This window comes from Spirosoma sp., assembly GCF_026391055.1.
Lineage (GTDB): Bacteria > Bacteroidota > Bacteroidia > Cytophagales > Spirosomataceae > Spirosoma.
Genome location: NZ_JAPLET010000009.1, coordinates 244232 through 267985, shown reverse-complemented (window position 1 = coordinate 267985; position 23754 = coordinate 244232). Strand labels below are relative to the sequence as shown.

Sequence of the window (23754 nt, the reverse complement as noted above, 5' to 3'; positions counted from 1 at the left end):
ATTGGGCGATTGATGTCGAAATTCGCACGTCGACCAAAACGAACTTGCGTGACCGAAAGATTTACATCGCTATGAATTGTGGGAATGTGTTCCGGTTAATAAGTGCAATCGGACTGTTGGGAGCACAGTTGTGTCTGGCTCAAAAGAACGGTTCTCCTACGCTGGCCGGGCCGGTCACGAAGCCGGTCAGCCTGTCAATTCAGGGGAATAAGATCAGCTATTATTCAACTGGTCAGAACGGGTCGGGGTATATTGCGGCCCCGGCGTCTTTTCTTCGGCAAACCAGCCCCAATGCCCGTCCGCTGGCACCCACGGCACAGTTTATTGTTAACTATACCAATTTCACCGCTGAAGCCAGACGCGCTTTTCAGTATGCCGTCGATATATGGTCGACGCTGATTGTCTCACCGGTGCCCATTCGAATTCAGGCAAACTGGGTTTCGCAGGAGCCCAACCTGTTGGGATCGGCGGGTCCGGCGTCCTATCGCTACAGCTTTGACGGTAGTCAGAAAGTACGCGCTTTTTACCCGGTAGCACTCGCCGAAAAAATAGCCCGACGGGAATTGAATAATCCAGCCGACCCCGATATTATCGCAGATTTCAACCGAAACAATAACTGGTATTACGGAACGGATGGTAAAACGCCCAAAGGGCAAACGGATTTGGTAACGGCGGTGCTCCACGAACTGGCTCACGGACTTGGTTTCATTGGGTTCTTCAGCGTCGAGAGTGGCAAAGGAGATCAGGGGAATGGCCAATACCTGGCCGATCTGCCTTCTGTTTATGATTGTTTCATTGAAAACGGGCTGAGAAAGCGGCTGGTCACGTCACAAGCCGACTACCCCAACAACTCGATTGCGCTGAACCGGCAACTGACGGGTGGCGATCTGTACCTGAACGGAACGGTGCTGCGCCAAACAAGTGGCCTCCGGCTAAAGCTGAATGCGCAGGCTCAATTTGATCGGGCGGCCAATGTTTACCACTTAAACGAAGATACTTACCCGACCGGCACCATCAACTCGCTGATGAGCGCCCGGCTGGCGCAGGGCCAGTCGATGCATACGCCCGGCCCGCTGGTACTGGCATTCTTCTCGGATTTAGAGTGGAAAACGACTTCGGTTTTGCACGAACCGGTCCTGAATGTTGAAGAGAACCGGGACTTTGTGTTCAGTGTACGTGTCATCAGCGATACTACCCTTACGCCCGGCTCTGTTCGGTTATTTTATCGAAAAAGTGCGCCTACCGCCAAGGATACGGTGGCTACCGCCGTGTCGCCCGTTCGGGTGGGCAGTACCGACGAGTACCGATATATACTGCCCGCCTTACAGGCTTCGGGCGATACCTGGTATTACTTCCAGGCGCGGGATGCATCGGAACGTACGTTTACCAATCCGGGTAAGTTTACAACCGGGTCGCAAACCTGGCACCACATGCGGGTTGGCCCCGACAACACACCGCCAGTTATTCAGTACAGCCCATCAAAATATAGTATTCTGTCGACGACGGTGGCGGATAGTTTGCCCATCTACGCCCGTATTGCTGACGACCGAAGTGGTATTGGGGCCGCCTATGTCGAATACCAAATCAATGGAGTAGCCCAGCCCAGTCGACAACTGCGGTACGGCCGCCGGACGGTCAATAATACGATTTACGATAGCGTCTATTCCACCCGAATTGACTTTCCGGCCAACTCGTTAAACGCCGGCGACAGGCTTGCGTATCGGATTGTTGCCAGAGATTCGTCGCGGAGTAAGAACCAGCGGATCAATCCCGCCACCGGCTTTCATGAATTGCGGGTTGTTGCTCAGCAGCCAGTGCGCGATCAGTACATCAATACATTCGATAACGTGGCCACGGCCGGTGATTTCGCGGGATCAGGGTTCAGTCTGTCGACGCCGGTAGGGTTTGGGGGCGGAGCCATCCATTCCGAGCATCCGTATCGGAACGGTGCTGATTTTCGGGGCCAAAGCAGTTTCGAGTACATGTTGCTGTCGCCCATCCGAATTAAAGCCAATCCGGATAGTGCCGTTATTCGATTCGATGAGGTGGTACTGATGGAACCCGGCACCCCCGGAAGCAAACCCGGCGACGCTACCTTCTACGATTATGTAATAGTTGAAGGCTCTACCGATAATGGTCGAACCTGGACGCCATTGGTAGATGCCTACAGTTCTGCCGATAAAACCGACTGGCTTACTGCCTACAAGGCAAGGCTGGTTTCCGGGCTGGATGGCGAGCAGAACTCCGAAACAATGGGCGTTCCAGCCCTTCTGCGCCATCGGGATATACCGATCCTGAAGCCAGGAAGCCCTTTTCGGGCGGGCGATCAGCTTATAATTCGGTTCCGGCTAGTATCCGACCAACTGGCGTATGGCTGGGGTTGGGCAGTCGATAATCTTCGCATTCAGGCACCTCCCGCACCGCTCGTGCTGGCTGAAGAACCCGCATCGGTAGGGTCATTTCAGGTTTATCCGAATCCGGTCACCAACGGTATGGTACAACTGAATGTTGACCTGACAACCAACGTTTCGGACGTTCAATTACGAATGATCGGCCCCGCGGGCCATATATTGCGTCAGCAGATACTGCCGGTCATTGGTAGAAAAGTGCGTCAGCAACTTGACCTGAGCCACATGGCGTCGGGGCTGTACATTTGGCAACTGGCTGTCGGCGATGCCGTCCTGACGCAGAAAGTCATGTTGGTGAATTAGATATTGTACACTAACCAACCCTAAAAAGTGGTTAACTGGTTGATATTGCGTTCTACGACTTCAATGACGACAACGGTGGGCTTCTCCGCTTTTATAACCGCAGGGTCCAGATAACTGCCCCGGATAAAGTAGGATTCACGAAAATAGCCGGGCAGGTAGTTCATAAGGCCGTGACTGAATGAATCGCCGATAACTAACAGCCGACCCACGCCCGGCCCTGAAAACCGGGTGGATGGGTACCCCGTCTCTTCGTTTGGTATCTGGGCAATTTGCCGTGCGGCCCGGCCGGGAATGGGTTTTATGTAATAATAGATCGTATCCCGCTGCTCATCCTGAAGCGTCAGCATGGTGGTCAGATCACCGGCCCCGCCCGATTGCTTTTCTATATGATAATCCGACAGCCGAACGGGAGGAATAGCAGGTTGCTCCTTCCGAATCCGGTTTAGCAGGGCTGCACTGCCAATCAGGGTTCCGTATTCGTTCCAGTGCGTATCGGTCTGGTAATATACAACATGGTCCCGTTTTGCGGCTAGGAGCGTATCCCGAATATCGACAAAGCGAAGGTTGGTTTGCGCAATCGCCTGCTTGAGAATATCCAGTCGCGATGGGTCGGTGCTTTGCTGTATATGGTCGGGAAGGTACTCGGGGTAAATGGTGTGTGAATCGGGAGCTACCAGAATGTAGAGTTGGACGCCTTGTTTTGCCAGTTCCTGCTGACGCTGCAACAAATGGCTGGCAATCCGATGCGCCGAATCCAGCGAAAGCGGCCGCAGACCCCGGTGCTGGTCAATGACTTTGTTGTAGCTATTGCCCAGATACAGCCAGCCATTCTTACCAATAACTACCTTTTCAGGTAGGGGCGATTCTCCCAGAATATTAAATTTCCAGCGGCTGTAGACATAAAACAGCGCATTCCGCCAGCCAAAATTCTCCTTGTAGTAATGGTCAAATTGTTTGACAAAGCTGCGAAGGTGCGGAAAGTTCAGCGCGGGCATCTTATTCAGTTTCCGGTTCTCGGTACTGCTGAATCGGGACGACAGGCCAAGTAGCTGATCGACCGTTGGGAGAACAAGGAAAAGTAAAAAAACGACAGCGATGATACGGGTACGGCTGCTATTCATGGATTGTCTTTAGGTAGCACTAACTGCCCTTAAAATCGGAAATAAATAAATGGGTTATACGTGTCGGCGGCCAGATACATAACGGCTAACACAAACAAGCCGAACAAACCGGCTACATAAAGCGAATTAATGAGGGCACCAACGGGGGCCAACCGGGCTGCCAACCGCTCCACACCCCGCTGAAAATAGGGGTAAACAGGCGTTGTCAGCATAATGCCGATCAATAGCGAAACGATTAATTCGGCATTTAGAAAATAAGCGAGCGGATAAGCCATAATGCCCGTTGGCTGGGTGCCCAGCCCGATCATTTTCTGTAGGTAATGAATGGCTTCGGGCAATGTCTCGACCCGGAAAAACACCCACCCAACCAGCACGACCAGCACCGTGTAGACGTGCCTGACGGGTGGCCATACCCGCTCCAGCCGTTTGCCGAGCCCCGCTCGTTCCACCAGCAGGAACAGGCCGTGAAATAGCCCCCAGATGATGAAATTCCAGCTTGCTCCGTGCCACAGTCCGGTCACAAAAAACACGATCAGCAGGTTGCGGTAAGTGCGCAGTTTGCTGGCCCGATTACCTCCCAGTGGAATGTATACATAATCGCGAAACCAGCTCGACAATGAAATATGCCACCGACGCCAGAAGTCCTGAATAGAACGGGCAACGTACGGGTAATTGAAGTTCTCTTTGAAGTCGAACCCAATCATTTTGCCAAGTCCAATAGCCATGTCGGAGTAGCCCGAGAAGTCGAAATAAATCTGGAGCGAATAGCCGATGATACCCAGCCAGGCGGTTGCCGTCCCGTAACTGGTAGCCGGGGCATTGAAAATGGTATCGGCCAGGCTGGCGAAGGTGTTAGCCAGCAGCACCTTCTTGGCCAGCCCCAGAATAAACCGCTCCGCGCCGACACCGAACTTCTCTATGGTGGTGGACCTGTCGGCCAGTTCGGGGGCAATATCGGCGTAGCGGACAATGGGCCCGGCTATCTGGTGCGGAAACATGGCGACGTAGGTGCCATAATCCAGAAAGCTCCGGTTGGCTTTTATGCGTCCCCAGTAAATGTCGAGGGTGTAGGAAATACCCTGAAACGTATAAAAGCTAATACCAATTGGCAAGGCAATATGGCCGAGCGTTAGGCTTTGGCCAATGGGTAAGGCAAAGATTTCGGCAGTACCTCGAATGGAATCAACAAAGAAATTAGCGTACTTGTAATAGAAGAGCAGAGACAGGCTACCGATGAGCGACAGCCATAAGCCCGTTTGACGACGACCTTGTTCAATCAGGCGGCCCGCAATGTAATTGATTAAGGCTGAGAGCAGGAGTACCAAAACGACCGGACCTTCTCCCCAGGCATAAAACAGTAAGCTGGCAAAAAATAGAAAAGAATTATGCCAGCGCTTCGGTAACAGGTAATAGATAATCAGGAAGGAAGGCAGATACAGAAACAGAAATATTGCTGAGCTAAACAGCATAAGCGTTACGGATAGGGATGGGCGTAAAATTACATGTTTTGCGATGCTCGAAAGCTACTGCCTGGGTGGTGTGACAGAATTACAGACACACAAAGCCAAAAACATCAAAGTAGCAAATATACTATAAATACACGGCTCCGAGTCTTCTGACTACTCCGGGCAACTTTACCTGTAAATGTGTCACAAAAGTACGTATATGTAATTTTGCTCTGCGCCAATAACCAGACACCACGTTAAACAGCAGCATGATACAATGGGTTACTAGAATAGACCGCTTTTGGATTGATTGGGTGGTAGGGTAAAAAAGAGGTTGACATCTGTACATAATGAAGCATTACTTTTTCATTCGTAAACTAGTCATACTGGTTCCGTTGCTCGTACTGGTCGGTTGCACCAGAGACTATCCATCGCTGGACGGCCCCAGAGTTGTGGTCGTTACACCACCAGCGGCTACTACGCCGGGGAGTGGGTCGTCAACCGCTGGCCCGGTTGCTCCTCCACCTCCCTTCGATACGCTCAAGGTGCCGCCCCCTCGTTTTTCGCCCGATGGCGGTACTTTTTACCTAAGCACCCCCGTACGACTAACCGCCGATACCCTGCCTGCCGGAGCCGTAATCGAGTATTCGCTGGATAACGGTAGCAGCTGGCTCACCGGCGATCAGTTTACCGTCCTCTCTGGTGGCACGATACTTTCGCGGATTCGGGCTGGAGACAAACGATCCATCAGCCGGGGGGCTTCGTTTTCGCTCTATTATAAACGGATGCTGATCCTTGGCAATAGTATCATGAGCCACGGCCCTGTGCCCGATCTGGGCTGGTTTAATTTCAACGGCATGGCTGCGTCAGCGCCCGAAAAGGATTTTGTTCACCTGTTAACGGGTCGGTTGCGGGCACTTTACCCGGCCATCACCGTCAATCTGGAGTCGGGCGGGAGTTTCGAACGGGATTTTGGAACGGCAGCATATAGCCTTGATGAATTTACGCCGATACTGAAACGGACCCAACCCGATCTGATCGTGTTGCGGATCGGAGAAAACATTGACCAGAGTCTGGTCGCACAGCGTAATTTTGAAAAACAGTATCGACAGCTCCTCGACTTACTGGCCAACTACGGCCAGCCGGTGCGCCTTGTCTGCACGACCAGTGTCTGGGACAAACCCCAGTCCGATGCCATAGTCCGGATGGTAACTCTTGAAAAAGGACACGCACTTGTTGATCTGAGCCCACTGGTGGGGCAGCGGGCCTACTTTGCCAGTCAGTACAAGGACCCCGGCGTAGCCGCTCATCCAAACGATGCTGGTATGCAGCGAATCGCCGATTTAATCTGGGAGAAGATTCAGTAATCAAATAAGCATAAAGCGCACGGGGCAATTCATACGAATTGCCCCGTGCGCTTTGTGGTGAAAAACTTGAGTTGCCTATAATAGGGGCGTGCGTGTACCGACTCAAAAGAACGATAACCGCAGTACAAACGGGCTGCTGTAAATCAGGCTGGCCGCTACACTGTTATTGTAATTCAAGTTATAGAGAGCGGTTAAGTTAACACCAAACCGCCGGGAAATAGGTTGAGAATAGGTTAGCCCTAACAAGGGAGATGTCAGACTGTACGTAGCTGGTGCTGGTAAACCGGGCTGCTCAAATTTGTCGTTTATCGTAGTGCTCTCTATCTCTCCGTGCAAATACAGATTCGGCAGAATGGATGGAATGAACTCATACATCAAAAATCCACGTCCACCATACTGATTAAGTGTCCGGTACGGAACGGTTGTATTTGTGTTTGTGTACGCCTTGTAACGGGTATAGTTGTAAGTACCGCCAACGCCGACAATTAGATGCTCACTAGCCTGATAGGCAATTACGGGCGAAACACCCAGGCTGAACGGATTGCCAAAACGAAAGCCGTTGATGCCGCCACCAAACCGCAGCCGCTGACCAAAAGGCAAAGGTCGGCCCTCCGGCGTTTGAGTACGAAGCGGATCTTTACCCTGACTCCGGCGGTCGTCCGGGTCTTCGGTTAGCTGACCAAAGGCCATGCTACTGGTTAGTAGAGCCGTAATGAAAAGTAACTTTTGGATATGATTCATGGTGTTTTATGCGAAATAATAACTCTATGTATGTAACGTAATCAGAAGGTAAATTCTTTTACCTCAGGGTCTCTCAACAAACGTTTAATGCACTTTTCATGATTTTGCTCGGAACCGCTAACCCGCCAGTTGCCAATAATTTCGGTGCCAATGCGCTGTTGCTGGTTGCGGGTCGACTTTAATTTAAACTCACTGAAAAGGTCTTCGTATTGCTTCAGCGTCTTGTTATGAAATGCTGTTACAATTTTATAATCACGCGTTTGGTTCATTTTCTGGATACGGCTTGATAAACCGAGCAGCAGGAGCAGCGACCCAAAAATAAAGATAAACCCAATTATGGCAATATCGTAATGGCCCGCCCCTACACACATGCCCAACGCCGACACCGCCCAAACGGTAGCGGCCGTGGTTAGCCCTTTGACCCGGTTATCTTCCCGGAAAATGATGCCTGCTCCCAGGAAGCCTATACCATTCACAATATTAGCCGCAATGCGATCGCCGGTTCCACCAATACGACCCGAAATCATGGTGAACAGTGCGGAGCCCACACAAATCATAATCATCGTTCGCAACCCGGCCGACTTACCGTTGTACTCCCGCTCGGCACCTATTGTTCCACCGATGACCAGCGCAACCATCAAACGAATAAGGTCTTCCTGTGCAAAATCCATTTCTATCATCAGCCAATACGGTAATCTGCTGCATCCTGTTGCAGTGTAGCGGATTATTGATTTCTCCAGCCCGTTTTAACCAGCCCGGAGAAACCATATTCTCAAATAAACCGTTAAAATTTAGATAGAGTTTACCCTCATTACTTCAGAATGACTCAGACCACGGAAACCGAACGCTTTAGTTCCGTTGACCAGCTCGACCCCAAACAGTTCATTATCATTAAAGGGGCGAAAGTACATAATCTTAAAGGAATTGATGTTGCCATTCCGCGCAACAAATTAGTTGTCTTAACGGGGCTGTCTGGTTCGGGCAAATCGTCGCTGGCTTTCGATACGCTCTTTGCCGAGGGCCAGCGGATGTACGTCGAAAGCCTGAGCAGCTACGCCCGGCAGTTTCTGGGGCGGATGGAGAAGCCCGAGGTGGAGTACATCAAAGGTGTGTCGCCCGCTATTGCCATCGAGCAAAAAGTGTCGACCCGAAATCCGCGCTCAACGGTAGGGACTTCAACCGAGATCTACGATTACCTTAAGCTGCTTTTTGCCCGGTCCGGGGTTACGTATTCCCCTATTTCGGGCTATGAGGTAAAGAAAGATACCGTTACGGATGTCGTCAATTTTATGTATGCATATGAGGCCGGTCAGCGGGTCATGATCATGGCTCCTTTGCGCATCCGCGAAGGCCGGACACTGGCGTATGAACTCAATATCCTGCTGCAGAAAGGCTACACCCGTATTGTGGCGGATGGCGGTCAGGATGATGCAGCATCACTGGCTCGGCAGGTGCTGCAAATCGAAGATATTTTAGAGAATGAAGGCAACTATGCCTCCCTCTTTGCGGATCACGCTTCTCTCGAGATTCTCGTTGACCGGGGAACGGTGCTGTACGATGCCAACGGTAACCCGGACGAAGATAACCAGTACCGCTTTTCGGACTCCGTACAAACGGCGTTCAGCGAAGGGGAAGGCACTTGTCGGGTGGATGTCGTAGGTAAAGAGTCGCGGGTTTTCTCCGATAAATTTGAACTCGACGGAATCGTGTTCGAAGAGCCGAGTGTAAACCTGTTCACGTTCAACAATCCCTACGGAGCCTGCCGTCGGTGCGATGGCTTCGGGAAGGTACTGGGTATCGACCCGGATCTGGTTGTCCCCGATAAAAATCTGTCGGTTTTTGAAGGAGCCATTGCACCTTGGCGGAGCGAGAAAATGAGCGAGGAGTTTTTGAAACCCCTGCTCAAGAACGGCATCCGATTCGATTTCCCGATTCATCGCCCGTACAAAGACCTCACACCCGCCGAGCAGGAACTACTCTGGACTGGCAACAAGTATTTCGACGGGATCAACGCGTTCTTTGCCTTCGTGGAAAGCCAGACCTTTAAGGTGCAGTACCGCGTAATGCTGTCGCGCTACCGGGGTAAAACGACTTGTCCCGAGTGCCGGGGCTCGCGCTTGCGGAAAGATGCGGGCTACGTAAAAGTAGGCGGGAAATCCATTACCGACCTTGTGCTCATGCCCCTGACGCACGTCACGACGTTCTTCCAAGACCTGGAACTGCCCGCCCATCAGCAACAGGTGGCCAACCGAATCCTAATCGAAATTCGCAATCGGCTGGATTTTATGGAGCGCGTTGGACTTGGTTACCTGACCCTCAACCGACTGACCAATACGCTGTCGGGTGGCGAATACCAGCGTATCAAACTGGCTACTTCCCTTGGCTCGGCGCTGGTTGGTTCGATGTATATTCTGGACGAGCCGAGTATTGGCCTGCATCCCCGCGATACCCAGCGGCTGGTGAGCGTACTGGAAGCTCTCCGCGACATGGGCAACACGGTTATTGTTGTGGAGCACGAAGAAGAGGTGATGCGTGCCGCCGACCAGCTTATCGACATCGGCCCCGACGCCGGTTCGCTGGGCGGACATCTGATGTTTCAGGGGACATGGGGAGATATTAAGGAGCTTTCGTCTAAGGAGTTAGAAATTGCTGACCGCATCGGCGGACCGGCATCGGCAACTCCTAACTCCTCTTCGCACACCATCGACTTTCTCACGGGCCGTGAAACGGTTCCGGTGCCGACGTTCCGGCGGAAGGCGACCAACTTTATTGAACTCAAGGGCGCTCGGGAGAATAACCTTAAGGATGTAGACGTGCGTTTTCCGCTCAATACGCTTACCGTTGTAACGGGTGTGTCGGGTTCGGGGAAGAGTACGCTGATTCGGAAAGTGCTGTACCCGGCCCTGATGCGGCAACGGGGCGAAGGCACCGAAGAGGCTGGTAGATTTGATAGTCTGGGTGGTTCGCTCGACCGGATCTCGTCGGTTGAAATGATTGATCAGAACCCTATTGGCAAATCGAGCCGGTCGAATCCGGTTACCTATATTAAAGCCTATGATTACCTCCGACAGGTAATGGCCGACCAAGCCGTATCGAAATCGCGTGGATACAAGCCCAGCCATTTCTCGTTCAACGTGGATGGCGGGCGTTGTGAAGTATGCCAGGGCGAGGGTGAGGTGAAAATCGAGATGCAGTTCATGGCCGATATTTACCTCAAGTGCGAAGGCTGTGGCGGCAAACGTTTCAAGCAGGAAGTGCTGGAGGTAACCCTGCATGATAAAAACATTTCGGATATACTCGACATGACGGTCGACGAAGCCATTGTATTCTTCCGCAAGGTAGATAACAAAATGGCTGATAAGCTTCAGCCTCTGCAGGATGTAGGGTTAGGCTACATCGGCCTGGGGCAGTCTGCCAATACGCTGTCGGGTGGCGAAGCCCAACGGGTAAAACTGGCATCGTTCCTCGGCAAAGGCAATCCCAACAAAGGCAGCACGCTGTTCATCTTCGATGAACCGACAACAGGGCTGCACTTCCACGATATTCGTAAGTTGCTGGCGGCTATCAACGCGCTGGTTGATCAGGGCGACTCGGTAATTATCATCGAGCACAACATGGAAGTCATCAAAAACGCCGACCATATTATCGACATTGGTCCCGAAGGGGGCGAAACCGGTGGTCACATCACTTTCAGCGGCACACCCGAAGACATGGTGAAGCTGGACGACGGCAATCACACCGCCCGTTACCTCAAGGGGAAAGTGTAGTCTATTCTGTATAAAGACATAAGCGAGCAGATAAGCGAATTCACTTATCTGCTCGCTATGTTATAACAATGATATAACACTTTGTCGGAAGCGATGCATTTGCAAATCAGACGGATTGGTTTGGTCATGTTCTATGCTTCAGTAAGTTAGTATTGACAAAGAGGTAGATATAGAGGTATTGGGTGGATCATTAGTCTAAAGCCGGTTGAGCAACATCCCCGAGATGGCTGGGAGGAGTACTTCGCGAAAGCTACCGAAGCGGGTCATATACCGGATGATGACCTGTTCGAGGGAATGTTCAGGGCATCCGACCAAACCGAATGGCAATGGTAGTTTCCTGAATGTGGTTATCACCTTATTGATTTTTCTGCTATATCCATCTTACCGGCTGGATACGGTCTGGTATTGAAGGGTAAAGTACTGTGTGCAGGGCTTAACGAAAATAGATTAATTGAGCTAAAATAGTGAGAAGGTCACTCGTAAAATGAGTATATATATTGAGTTGCTTTCATGTATTTTTGTGCCAATGTATTTACCCACCGTTCATGTTCAAGTTTGTTAAATGGGCTGTTTTGCTCATTATCTGGCCGTTAGCTGTCTCGGCTCAGCTTCAGATTTCTCACCCGATGGCGCGGCTTGTCGTGCAGCGTGGAACCGATGGTAGCGGTCGGCTTTATCTGTCAGGGCGTTTTACCGGGACAGTAGACAAGGTTGAGGCTCAATTAACGCCCGCCGTGGCGGGTCAGGGGGTAGCTACGGCCTGGCAAACGGTACAGACGTCGCCCACCAACAATCTCTTTCTGGGTTATGTTACGGCCGCCGGAGGCTGGTATGTACTCACCGTGCGTACGCTCGTGGGCAGCACGGTAGTAGAGCAGGCCAGTGTACAGCCCGTGGGCATTGGTGAAGTATTTATTACGGCAGGGCAATCGAATTCGCGGGGGCTGGGCATTGGCGATAATGACCTTGGCACCAATACCGACCGGGTCAATGCCATCGACTCCATCAATCACTACTACCCCCAGCCGCCATCCTTGCCAGCCCTGGTCTCATCTGGCGATCCTATGCCGGTGCCACGGTATAAAGCCCTGACAGCCGCAAGGCGAATCTTTCCAATGGCCGAAAGCTCCTGGGGCTGGGGTGAATTAGGTGATTATATTGTCAACCGGTTCAACGTGCCCGTTGCGTTTTACGTAGCTGGCTGGGATGCATCGACCATCGATAACTGGTACAAAACGGCGAATGGCATTGCAGCCTGTAACGCCTATTACTGCGTTGGTGGCGACTGGCCCAACCTGCAACCGTACACGAACCTAAAAAATGTGCTTCGCTATTACGGGGCGGTGGCCGGTGTACGGGCCGTATTGTGGCATCAGGGCGAGGCCGAAGGAGATATTTCTGCGTCGAGTATTCCGAATTATGCCAATCTGCTTAAGGCCGTTATTACTAAGACGAGGGCCGATTTTAACGGGTGGAGCCTGCCCTGGATGGTGGCCAGGGTGTCGTTTAACGGTCGCATTACTTACCCGGATGTCGTGGCTCAACAGCAGGCTGTGATCGACACTCCCGGTTTCAATGTGTTTCAAGGTCCGCTCAACGATACCATTCAAAACCGGGCTGCAGGCACAGTTGATGGACACTTTCGCAATGTGTCGCGTCTGTCGCCCCATCCGCAGTACTACCTGAACAAACCCATCCCGACCGATATGGGCCTGTCGAGGTTTGCCCGTAACTGGAACAACAGCCTTAGCAATTCATTTTTTCAGAACGCACAGCCCATTACCCCGACGCAATTCGCCGTAACGGGTAACGTAGCGGCTTATGTACCGCCCGGCGCAACGATTCCGGTATCGTTTTCTACGCTGGGTACCTTCAATGCGGGGAATCAATGGGAGGTGCAGTTGCTGGATTCTCTGGGGCAGTACATTAGCGTGCTGGGTATAGGTACAGTGAGTCCGATTAGTGTAACGTTACCCAATTCGTTGCCGAGCGGCCGGTTCCAGATTCGGGTGGTGGCTTCCTCGCCCGCCATGCCCGCCGTACCTTCAAACCTTTTCCTGCTGACAAACAAGGCCGATGTGAGTCTGGCAATGGGAATCAACCAGCGAACGCCGGATGTGAATAAGCCGGTGATTATAAATCTGGCCGTCCGAAACGATGGGCCGGGTCTGGCCCGAAATGTTGTTGTACGCAACCGGCTTCCCGCTAACCTGACATTTGTCTCGTCGAGTGACTTTACGCTTACCGGTGCTATCCTTACCGGTTCGGGCATCGACGTTTTGCCCGGTGCCACCCGAACGCTGAGCTTTACAGCAAAGCCCACGATGGCCGGGATGTTTCAGAATGCGGCCGAGATTGCACAAACTGCCAGCGTCGACCCCGACAGTCAGCCTGACTCCGGTACCGGCGATGGCCAGGATGATGCCGCTCAACTGGATTTTCGGACTCGTCAGAACAGTTCAGCCGTTTTTACATCGCCTAACCCGAACCAGGTGCCTTTGCCCGCCGTCAGCAGTAGTCAACCCACTCCCGATCCTGCCAAGGCCGATGTCAGTATTGCCCTTTCTGTCAATAACCGGACGCCTGCTGTAGGCGATGTCATTTCGTATACATTAACCGTAACGAATCAGGGCGGGTTGACGGCAACCGGAATTAGTATATCGGCCTATTTACCCACCGGTCAAATATTTGTTCCGGGTGATGATTTCATTCTGTCTGGCGGAAGTCCGGTTGTTGGCGTGAGCAGTTTAACAATGGGAAGTAGCCGGTCGCTTTATTTCCGGGCTCGGGTTACCGTGGCCGGACGGGGCGTTTGTACGGCACAGGTAGTGACGGCCAGCGTGCCTGATCCTGACTCCATACCCGGCAATGGCGTGACCAACGGCGAAGACGATACCGCCCAGGTCGATGTGCGCGTGCGGTGATTTCAGAAAACGTTACGGGTTCATACAGAATACTTTATAGCGAAGATTCGTTAAACTTGCAGTTCGCCGTCATTTGGATAGTTACAAATGCCTGCCTTCGTGCTTTTAGTAACAGCAACTCGCTATATGTCTAAATGGTATGAAAACCAGCTGGGTTCTTTTTGGCGCATTGAGCGTTGGCGCTACAGTGCTGCTCTCTTCATTTCTCGGCTTTTTTGAGAAACGGGTGGATTATAACACCCAGGTCAAACCACTCCTCAACAAGAACTGTATTGTTTGTCATGGCGGGGTAAAAAAAGCGTCTGACTTCTCCCTCCTCTTCAAACACGAAGCACTGGCACCGGCCAAGTCGGGCAAACCAGCCATTGTTCCCGGCGATGCCGACGCCAGCGAAATGATTCGTCGCCTGACGCTGTCGGACCCCGACGAGCGGATGCCGCTGGACCACCCGGCCCTGAAAGCCGATGAAATAGAACTCCTCCGTAACTGGATCGATCAGGGTGCCGAATGGGGCGACCATTGGGCGTATCTGCCTGTGCAGAAACCCGATGTGCCTACGCTTGGGACGTTCCTGAGTCGGCTGGGGGTTGTCGAAAACGATGAAACGAACTGGGCTAAAAATGAAATCGACCATTTCATCCTGGATAAACTCAAACAGGATGGCCTCAAGCCTTCGCCCGAAGCCGACCGTGCTACACTAATTCGACGCGTGTCGCTCGATCTGACGGGTCTGCCACCAACCGAAAAAGAAGCCGCCGACTTCGTGGCCGACAAATCAGCCGATGCGTACGAAAAAGTCGTTGACCGGCTGCTGAAATCACCCGCTTACGGCGAACGCTGGACGGGGATGTGGCTCGATCTGGCCCGCTATGCTGATACAAAAGGCTACGAACGCGACCCCGGTCGTAAAATCTGGCGCTACCGCGACTGGCTCATCAAGGCATTCAATCAGGATAAACCCTTCGATCAGTTCACGGTGGAGCAATTGGCTGGCGACCTGCTGCCAAACCCCACCGACGATCAGCTTGTGGCCACGGGTTTCCACCGCAATACCATGACTAATGATGAGGGCGGCACGCAAGACGAAGAGTTCAGAACGGCGGCTGTCATCGACCGGGTCAATACCACCTGGGATGTGTTTCAGGGAACGACCTTCGCCTGTATTCAGTGCCACAGCCACCCTTACGACCCCTTCACGCACGACGAATATTACAAGTACCTCGCGTTCTTCAACAACACCCGCGACGAAGATGTAACGAGCGACACACCAACGCTTCGGTTCTACAAACCCGCCGATTCGCTCAAGGTTCTTGACCTCCAGCGGTACATTGCCTCGGCCGTACCCGAGCAAAAACAGGCACAGGCTACCATCGCGCAGGTGACGCATTTGTTGCGAACTGTCGAACCAAAAATTAACTCGCACGACTTCGACCAGTACGTAAATGCATCACTGCTCGACGCCAAGTATTTCGGTTTTCAGGATAAGGGTGCCTGCCGGATCAAGAACGTAACCCTCACCGGTCGACCCCGTTTGCTGATCAAGTGGGGGACTAAAGCGACGAACGCGCTGGTTACGCTGCGTCAGGACAAACCGGACGGTCCGATCCTGGCTCAGATACCAACGCCAAAGCCGGGAAAAGACACAGTTCAGATGATTGCGCTGCCCGCTGTTCAGGGGCGGCATAACCTGTACCTGTCGCTGAATAGCCCGGAAAAACCAAAAGATTGGGTGCAGATCAAATGGGTAGCTTTTACGCCCGTTCTACCGGGCCAGCCCCAGAATGCTGTTGGCGAGAAGGACAAGCTGTTGCTGGAGCTGCTTAATGCCGATGCCGAACAGACGCCCATCATGCTCGACGGTTCGGGCGATCTGACTCGCGAAACGCATGTTTTTGAACGGGGTAACTGGCTGGTGAAGGGCAAGCGCGTATCGCCTGATGTGCCGAAGTCGTTTCCGGCTATGGACCCTAAACTGCCTAAAAACCGGCTGGGCCTCGCCCGCTGGATGGTAAGCCGGGAGCATCCGTTAACGGCCCGCGTGGCGGTGAACCGCTTCTGGGAACAGCTTTTCGGTACGGGTATTGTCGAAACGGTGGAGGATATGGGTACCCAGGGTATTCAGCCAACACACCGGGAGTTGCTGGACTATCTGGCCGCTGATTTTATGGAAGCTGACCAGTGGAGCGTTAAGAAGCTTTTGAAGAAAATGGTGATGTCGGCCACATACCAACAGCAATCTAGCGCCACGCCCGAGATGCTGGCGAAAGATCCCTTCAACAAACTCATGGCACGTGGGCCGCGCGTTCGGCTATCGGCCGAGGCTGTTCACGACCAGGCGCTGGCCGTAAGTAAGCTCTTGAGCCAGAAAATGTACGGCCCCAGCGTGATGCCCGTTCAGCCCGACGGTATCTGGCAATCGCCCTACGACGGTGAATCCTGGAAACAAAGCACGGGCGAGGATCTGCACCGGCGCGCGCTGTACACCTATTGGAAACGCACCGCACCCTATCCGTCGATGGTTACCTTCGACAGCCCGAGCCGGGAGTTCTGCCAGCTTCGGCGATTACGCACCAACACACCCTTACAGGCATTGGTAACGCTCAACGACCCGGTTTATGTAGAAGCTGCCGAGCATCTGGCCAATTACATGCGCTCACAGGGACGAACGCCGGAGCAGCAGATTCAGGCTGGTTTTCGGCAGGTCATGCTGCGCGACTTACCCGCCAAGAAGCTAGCCGTGCTCGTCCGGCTTTATCGAACCACCGAACAGTATTACCGGCAGAAACCCGGTGACGTAGACAAACTACTGGACCGCCCCGGTGCCGATTGCTCCGCCGTTTCGCCCCAGCTAGCCGCGCTGACCGTGACGGCCAATACAATGCTGAATCTGGATGAGGTAATCACGAAGGAGTAAATTTATCGACATACCATGAACAAACTTATTCAGGAACTCCGGCACGCTGCCGCCGAACGTGAAACCCGGCGTCATTTTCTGCATACCTGCTCTACGGGGCTGGGCGCTATGGCCCTAAGTTCCGTTCTGGGAAGCTGCGGCTTTTTCGGGAAAGAGAGCCCGCAGGCCAATGCCGTTGGCGCTGCCTCACTCTCCGGTGAGCCGACTGCCCCACACCCCTCGCAGTACATTCCCAAAGCCAAGCGGATCATTTATATACACATGGCCGGTTCGCCAAGTCAGCTGGAGTTGTTCGATTACAAACCCGAACTGGCGAAATACAACGGAAAAGACTGTCCGCAGGCCCTGCTCGAAGGCAAGAAGTTCGCCTTTATCCGGGGCACTCCCAAAATGCTGGGGCCGCAGGGGAAATTTGCCCAGCGCGGGCAATCCGGAGCGTGGGTGTCCGACTATATGCCCCATTTGCAGGGCGTAGTGGATGATATTACCTTCCTGAAAGCCATGCACACGGACCAGTTCAACCATGCTCCGGCGCAGCTACTCATGCACACCGGCAGCGCCCGATTGGGACGGCCCAGCCTGGGGTCGTGGGTGACCTACGGCCTGGGTACCGAAAACGACAACCTACCCGGTTATATCGTGCTGGCGTCCGGTGGTAAGCAACCCGATGCAGGTAAGTCAGTTTGGGGGAGCGGGTTCCTGCCAACGGTTTACCAGGGCGTTCAGTGCCGTACCGATGGCGACCCGGTGCTGTATGCCTCCGACCCGTCGGGCATCAGTCGCGACATCCGGAAGCAAACCATCGACGCCATCAGCCAAATCAACCAGCAGCAGTACGACGAGGTCAAAGACCCCGAAATCCTGACACGCATTGCCCAGTATGAACTGGCTTTCCGAATGCAGATGTCGGTACCGGATGCAATGGACATCAAGAGTGAACCACAATACATGCTGGATAGCTATGGTGTCGACCCAAATAAGGGCTCTTTTGCCCGAAACTGCCTACTGGCTCGTCGGTTAGTGGAGCGGGGCGTCCGGTTCGTGCAGCTCTTCGATTGGGGCTGGGATACCCACGGAACCAGTGCCGACGGCTCTATTGATATTGGGCTGAAAGCCAAGTGTCAGGAGTCAGATCAGGCGGTAGCAGCCTTGCTGAACGATCTGAAACAGCGTGGTTTGCTGGACGATACGCTGGTGGTTTGGGGCGGTGAGTTTGGCCGGACACCCATGCAGGAAAACCGCGACGGACAAACGCTGCCGTTTATGGGTCGCGACCATCACCTCGAAGCATTTACCGTCTGGATGGCCGGGGGCGGGGTGAAAAAAGGCTTCTCGTTCGGCGAAACCGACGATATTGGCTATTATGGCGTCAAAGACAAAGTGCATATTCACGACCTGCAAGCCACTATTCTGCATCTGCTTGGCTTCGACCATACCAAGCTTACTTATCAGTTTCAAGGCCGTCCGTTCCGGCTAACCGATGTGGCCGGAAAGGTTGTCAAGCCAATTCTGTCATAAGCAAGTCAAAGGAAGTTGATTTTGACAAAAGTGGGTGTAACAATTTCTTAATCATCTTGTTACAGTTGAAGGTTGCATCGGCTGGCGAATAACCGTTTCCTTTGCGGCTATAATTACTGCTGGGTTATGATGACTGGAAATATACTGTCCTGGCTGTATCTCATTGGTGCAGCCGCCTGCCAGATGGCGTGGCTGTATGCACTTAAGTACATGCGGCTGGACGAATTAAAAGCGCTTCGCTGGGATACGTTCTATAAACCCGACGCAGGACTACTCGTTTTGCTTCCCTGGGTAGCCTATGTTGTCTTCGGTATTGTCAATACTGTCCTGCTGGCCATAGCTATGCGGACCATACCAACAACAACGGCTTTCGCCGTCTGGATGGCATTATCTCTGGTCTTTCTAAAAACGACAGATGTACTCTGGTTAAAAACCAGCTGGTCGTGGGGGGAGTTGTTCTTCGTCCTGCTGATTACCGTCGGCGTCATCGGCCTAAAAGTTGTCGGCCCGGTTGATTAATGTTTGGTGGAGTAAGTGTAATGAGTGGATTGAGTAGGCGACTACTACTTCACTCATTACACCCACTCCACTTACTCCACCAAACACTATTCCAGTACTTTAGGTACTTCGAAAAACTGTTCGTCGTGTTGTGGGGCGTTGGACAGCGCCTGTTCACGGGGTAAGTGATTACCAGCTACATCCTCTCGCAAAACGTTAGTTTCAGCCGACATATGCGTCAGCGGTTCAACGCCGGTCGTATCGACTTCGTTGAGTTGCTCCATCCAGGTCAGCACGCCGTTCAGGCTGCTCAGTAGAGCGGCTTCTTCGTCGGGCTTTACCTCCAGTCGGGCCAGATGGGCGATTTTATGCAAAGTTTCGTGGTCTACTTTCATGAGCGAAAGGCGAAAGAGTGAATGAGCAAAAGCACTAAGCGGGTACTCTGTTCTTGCTCATCAACTCTGCTTTTATGATTCGATAAGTTTTTTCTTTCAACTGCTTCACATCGTCCTGCGTCATGCCCTTGGTTTCGATGGGTGGGTGAACGATGGCGCGTAATGGATGCCGGTGGAAGCGGATGGGGCTCCGGTCCGGCAGGATCAGGTAATTGTTTAACAACGTAATCGGTACAATGGGCACCTGCTGCTGAATCGCCATTGTGAACGCCCCATCTTTAAACGGTACCATCTGAGGAGGCTCCGGTGCCCGGATACCGCCTTCTGGGAAGATCATAATACTACGCCCTGATGCCAGCGTCCGAATAGACTTCGCCAGTGAATACGCCCTGCTGTTGGGCCGATCCCGGTCGACCTGTACGTGCAGTTTGGCGAACATATACCCCAGCAAGGGAATATTTTTTACGTCACTTTTTCCGACAAAGGCGTAATAGTTTTTCACGATGACCCCCATCACGGCTATATCCAGATACGAAAAATGATTGGCGCAAAAGACATATGTCTGATTGGGCTCCGGCTGAAAGCGACGATCCACGTGAACCGGCATCCCGATACCCCAAAAAAACAGCTTGCCCCAGATAGCATTAATCTTGTGCGCCAGCGGTTTCCATTCGTCACGTTGCAAAAGCACAAACTGGATAGGAAACAGCACGAGATACAAGACAACAATATACGTGGCGCACCAGATTGTGTAGAGCATCGCTGACCGGGATTTTAAGAAGATTTAAAAGATTTTCAAGATTACGTCCATAAACCAACCATTCATAAAATCCAGACGCGTTTAAAGTATAGAAAGGATTTTTCAAGATCATGTTAAGCAATTGCTAAATGCATTAATCTTGAAAAATCCTCAAATCCTCTTAAAATCCCTCGGGGCCGTCCGTGCGGTCAGTGTTTAAAATGCCTCACCCCCGTCGTTACCATCGCCAGACCGTGCTGGTTGCAGTAATCGATTGAATCCTGGTCGCGGATGGAGCCGCCGGGCTGAACGACCGCCGTAATACCCGCATTTCCGGCGATCTCAACGCAGTCGGGGAAGGGGAAAAACGCGTCAGACGCCATTACCGAGCCATTCAGGTCGAAGCCGAACGAATGGGCTTTTTCAATGGCCTGCCGAAGCGCATCTACCCGCGACGTTTGGCCAACGCCACTGGCCAGTAATTGACCTTCTTTGGCCAGAACGATAGTGTTTGACTTAGTATGCTTACACACCTTGAGCGCAAACTCCAGCGCCCGAACTTCACTGTCAGTAGGAGCTTTGTCAGTAACGGTGGTAAACTGGCTGGCCGTTTCGGTCTGGTTGTCCTTATCCTGTTCCAACACCCCGTTTAGAATAGTCTTAAACATAACCGAAGGCAATTCAACGGCGTTGCGCTTCAGCAAAATCCGGTTCTTCTTCGATTTTAGCAGCGTAAGAGCTTCCGGCGTATAATCAGGGGCAATCAAAATTTCCATGAACAGCTTGTTCAGCTCTTCGGCAGTTTCCAGATCGACGGTGGCCGTTGTAATGACCACGCCACCAAACGCAGAAACCGGATCGCAGGCAAGGGCGTTGAGGTAGGCTTCTTTGGCGGTTGGAGCCGTAGCAATACCACAGGCATTGGTGTGTTTGATGATGGCAAACGCTTTGTCGGCCGTATCGGCAAATTCATCGATCAGACTCACGCAGGCGTCTACATCGACCAGGTTGTTGTACGACAGTTCTTTACCATGCAACTTGTCGAACATAGCCTCCAGATCGCCATAGAAGGTAGCCTGCTGATGCGGATTTTCGCCATAGCGAAGGTGACTGGCGGGCATCGTTCTGAAATCGTAAACCGTACCGGTTGTATCAGCTTTCGGGGCCTGATCACCGGCGAAATACGCCTGAATGGCCGTGTCGTATTGCGAAGTGATGGAAAATGCTTTCCCAGCATACTGACGACGGTCGGCCAGATCGGTCGTACCGTTTTTCTCGGTCAGCAGATTCACCACGTCGCCGTACTGGCTCCGTGAGGAAACGATCAGTACATCGTTGTAATTTTTGGCAGCCGCCCGGATGAGTGAAATGCCGCCGATGTCAATTTTTTCGATGATGTCTTCATCCGATGCGCCCGACGCCACCGTTTCTTCGAACGGGTACAAGTCGACTATTACCAGATCAATGGGGGGAATCTGATGCCGTTCGGCCTGGGCCAGATCTTCCGGCATTTCCCGGCGGTACAGAATACCACCCATAACAGCTGGGTGCAGCGTTTTAACCCGTCCGCCAAAAATGGACGGATAGCCCGTTAAGTCTTCGACAGCCGTAACCGGAATACCGAGTTGTTCGATAAATGCCTGAGTGCCGCCGGTCGAATACAGTTTAACATTCTGTTCGTTCAACAGCCGGACCAGGGGTTCGAGACCGTCTTTATAAAAAACGGAAATCAGCGCAGAGGAGATTTTAAGAGACATGGACTTGGCCGGAAGAAACTCCGGCTGTTTCATTAGATAAGTAGCAATTTTCGTGAAACAGGCTTCCGGCTGTTTCAACCTGAGGTGCAAAGATAACCAAAGGTCTTAACTTTGTCAGCCCGGTGGCCTGAAAGCCGAAACCACAAGGTGGGTATTTCTACATGAGTACGTTTAAAAAATTAGCGAGTGATACCGCCCTATATGGTGTCAGTACAATTCTGGGCCGGTTGCTCAATTACGTGTTAGTGCCCATTCAGACCTACGCTTTCGCCCGTCCCAAAGACATGTCGTCGAACGTGGAATTCTACAGTTACATCGCTCTGTTGCTGGTCCTGTACACGTTTGGTCTGGAAACCGCCTTTTTTCGATTTGCCGCCAGAAAACCGGAAGTTCTTCCAAAAACGTTTAACGAAACGCTTAGCCTGGTCCTCTTGATTTCGGGAACGGCCACGGTTGTCTTGGTGTATCTGGCTCCCGAAATTTCCGTTTGGCTCGATTATCCGGGTCAAACTACATTTATCCGATGGTCGGCCCTGATCGTTGCCATTGATGCTATTATTGCCATACCCTTTGCCCGCCTTCGGGTAGAAAATAAAGCCCGGCAATTTGTAAAGGTTAAACTCCTCAATGTAGGTATTACCGTGGCGTTCAACGTGTTTTTCCTGGTGATCTGCCCCGATGTCATACTAGGAAAGTACCTCGCTGATTTAAAGCCATTTATCAGTTATATCTACGACCCTTCGGTAGGCCCCGGCTATATTTTTCTAGCTAATCTGCTGGCCAATTCCTTTTATTTCCTGTTACTGAGCAATGCGTTTCGGGGCTTTCGATTTCAGTTCAACTGGCCCGATGTCAAGGTACTATACATCTACGCTTATCCCATTATGCTGACGGGGCTTGCCAACGTTGTTAATAGCCTTACGGATCGGCTTTTTCTTCGGCACTACCTGCCCGACGGGTTTTATACGGGGGCAAATGGGGTAGCGCTTACCAGTGAAGATGCCCTCGGTATTTATGGTAACTGCTTCAAACTCTCGGTATTTATGGCACTAGCTACACAGTCGTTCCGGTTTGCCGCCGATCCGTTTTTCTTTTCCCGATCAGAGGATAAAAACTCGCCCGAATTATTAGCGGAGGTCACAAAATGGTTTACGATTGTGTGCGTTGTGATTTGGGTAGGGGTCAGCCTGAATGTCGATGTTATTGGAGCCGCCATGCTGTCTCCGGCTTATCGGCAAGGGTTAAACATTGTACCGCTGTTGCTGCTTGGCAACTTGTTTCTTGGCGTTTATCAAAACATCGGGCTTTGGTACAAACTCACCGACAAAACGAAGTTTGGAACACTTTTCACGCTGATTGGAGCGACCATTACCATTGTCGGAAACATCGCACTGATTCCTGTAATGGGCTATATGGGCTGCGTGGTGGTTTTTCTGACATCCAGTTTTGTCATGCTGGTGCTTTGCTACGTGCTGGGCGAAAAATACTATCCTGTGCCCTATAATGTTCGATCGGCGGCAGGGTATATACTGGTCGCCGGATTGCTGATCTGGGCATGCTGGCAGTTTCCCATCGCAAACTTTTGGATTGCCGTACCGGTGCATATGGCCCTGTTCGGGATGTTTATAGTAGCCATGCTGTTCGTTGAGCGCAGAACGGTTCAGCCGATGGTGGCGCGACTTCGGAAGCGAAAGTAGGTTTTTTAACCACAGAGACGGTCTGCCGTTGCGGCACTAAGGCCACAGAGGTTGAGTTCTCTGTGGTTAAAAAATCTACATTATCAAAAGGTTTTCAACCACTGAAGACAGCACTTTCCTGTATTAAAAAGAGGTACTCTATGATTTTGGGCATTTTTTA

15 protein-coding genes are annotated in these 23754 nt (G+C 52.2%); 8 read left to right on the top strand and 7 right to left on the bottom strand.

The window, feature by feature from the left end; translation table 11 throughout:
- Window positions 1–71 precede the first annotated feature (71 nt).
- Window positions 72–2711: a T9SS type A sorting domain-containing protein gene (locus NT073_RS01950; protein ID WP_297367978.1), complete on the top strand. Its 2640-nt coding sequence runs from the start codon at window positions 72–74 to the stop codon at window positions 2709–2711.
- 20 nt (window positions 2712–2731) lie between these two features.
- Here NT073_RS01950 and NT073_RS01945 read toward each other — a convergent pair whose 3' ends face one another.
- Window positions 2732–3832: a hypothetical protein gene (locus tag NT073_RS01945; RefSeq protein WP_297367975.1), complete on the bottom strand. Its 1101-nt coding sequence runs from the start codon at window positions 3830–3832 to the stop codon at window positions 2732–2734.
- 29 nt (window positions 3833–3861) lie between these two features.
- Entirely contained in the window at window positions 3862–5301 is a 1440-nt protein-coding gene (locus NT073_RS01940; protein WP_297367972.1) for an MBOAT family O-acyltransferase, read from the bottom strand.
- A 326-nt stretch (window positions 5302–5627) separates the two neighbouring features.
- Here NT073_RS01940 and NT073_RS01935 point away from each other — a divergent pair, with 326 nt between their 5' ends.
- Complete coding sequence (locus NT073_RS01935; protein ID WP_297367969.1) at window positions 5628–6644, top strand: SGNH/GDSL hydrolase family protein; 1017 nt, start codon at window positions 5628–5630, stop codon at window positions 6642–6644.
- 102 nt (window positions 6645–6746) lie between these two features.
- Here the strand turns inward: NT073_RS01935 and NT073_RS01930 are convergent, their stop codons facing one another.
- Together NT073_RS01930 and NT073_RS01925 are read right to left on the bottom strand one after the other, a co-directional pair.
- Window positions 6747–7385, bottom strand: a complete 639-nt coding sequence (locus NT073_RS01930; protein WP_297367967.1) for a hypothetical protein — start codon at window positions 7383–7385, stop codon at window positions 6747–6749.
- 41 nt (window positions 7386–7426) lie between these two features.
- Window positions 7427–8056, bottom strand: coding sequence for an MgtC/SapB family protein (locus NT073_RS01925; RefSeq protein WP_297368136.1), 630 nt, complete (start codon window positions 8054–8056; stop codon window positions 7427–7429).
- A gap of 150 nt (window positions 8057–8206) precedes the next feature.
- Here NT073_RS01925 and uvrA point away from each other — a divergent pair, with 150 nt between their 5' ends.
- The 5 genes from uvrA to NT073_RS01900 all read left to right on the top strand — a co-directional run bounded on the left by uvrA (window position 8207) and on the right by NT073_RS01900 (window position 19027).
- Entirely contained in the window at window positions 8207–11152 is a 2946-nt protein-coding gene (uvrA, locus tag NT073_RS01920) for an excinuclease ABC subunit UvrA (RefSeq protein ID WP_297367964.1), read from the top strand.
- A gap of 545 nt (window positions 11153–11697) precedes the next feature.
- On the top strand, window positions 11698–14076 hold the full coding sequence (locus tag NT073_RS01915; protein WP_297367961.1) for a sialate O-acetylesterase: 2379 nt from the start codon (window positions 11698–11700) through the stop codon (window positions 14074–14076).
- A 139-nt stretch (window positions 14077–14215) separates the two neighbouring features.
- Entirely contained in the window at window positions 14216–16990 is a 2775-nt protein-coding gene (locus NT073_RS01910) for a DUF1553 domain-containing protein (RefSeq protein ID WP_297367958.1), read from the top strand.
- 15 nt (window positions 16991–17005) lie between these two features.
- The gene (locus NT073_RS01905; protein ID WP_297367955.1) at window positions 17006–18508 is read left to right on the top strand and encodes a DUF1501 domain-containing protein; all 1503 of its coding nucleotides are present in this window, start codon (window positions 17006–17008) and stop codon (window positions 18506–18508) included.
- A gap of 126 nt (window positions 18509–18634) precedes the next feature.
- Entirely contained in the window at window positions 18635–19027 is a 393-nt protein-coding gene (locus NT073_RS01900) for an SMR family transporter (RefSeq protein ID WP_297367952.1), read from the top strand.
- Window positions 19028–19113: 86 nt separating this feature from the next.
- Here the strand turns inward: NT073_RS01900 and gatC are convergent, their stop codons facing one another.
- The 3 genes from gatC to purH all read right to left on the bottom strand — a co-directional run bounded on the left by gatC (window position 19114) and on the right by purH (window position 21897).
- Window positions 19114–19401 carry an Asp-tRNA(Asn)/Glu-tRNA(Gln) amidotransferase subunit GatC gene (gene gatC, locus NT073_RS01895; protein ID WP_297367949.1) on the bottom strand — a complete coding sequence of 96 codons (288 nt, stop codon included), beginning with the start codon at window positions 19399–19401 and terminating at the stop codon, window positions 19114–19116.
- 34 nt (window positions 19402–19435) lie between these two features.
- Window positions 19436–20161 carry a lysophospholipid acyltransferase family protein gene (locus tag NT073_RS01890; protein WP_297367946.1) on the bottom strand — a complete coding sequence of 242 codons (726 nt, stop codon included), beginning with the start codon at window positions 20159–20161 and terminating at the stop codon, window positions 19436–19438.
- A 188-nt stretch (window positions 20162–20349) separates the two neighbouring features.
- On the bottom strand, window positions 20350–21897 hold the full coding sequence (gene purH, locus NT073_RS01885; RefSeq protein ID WP_297367943.1) for a bifunctional phosphoribosylaminoimidazolecarboxamide formyltransferase/IMP cyclohydrolase: 1548 nt from the start codon (window positions 21895–21897) through the stop codon (window positions 20350–20352).
- A gap of 161 nt (window positions 21898–22058) precedes the next feature.
- On the opposite strand from purH, the gene NT073_RS01880 reads away from it, so the two are divergent.
- Complete coding sequence (locus NT073_RS01880) at window positions 22059–23594, top strand: oligosaccharide flippase family protein (RefSeq protein WP_297367940.1); 1536 nt, start codon at window positions 22059–22061, stop codon at window positions 23592–23594.
- Window positions 23595–23754 lie beyond the last annotated feature (160 nt).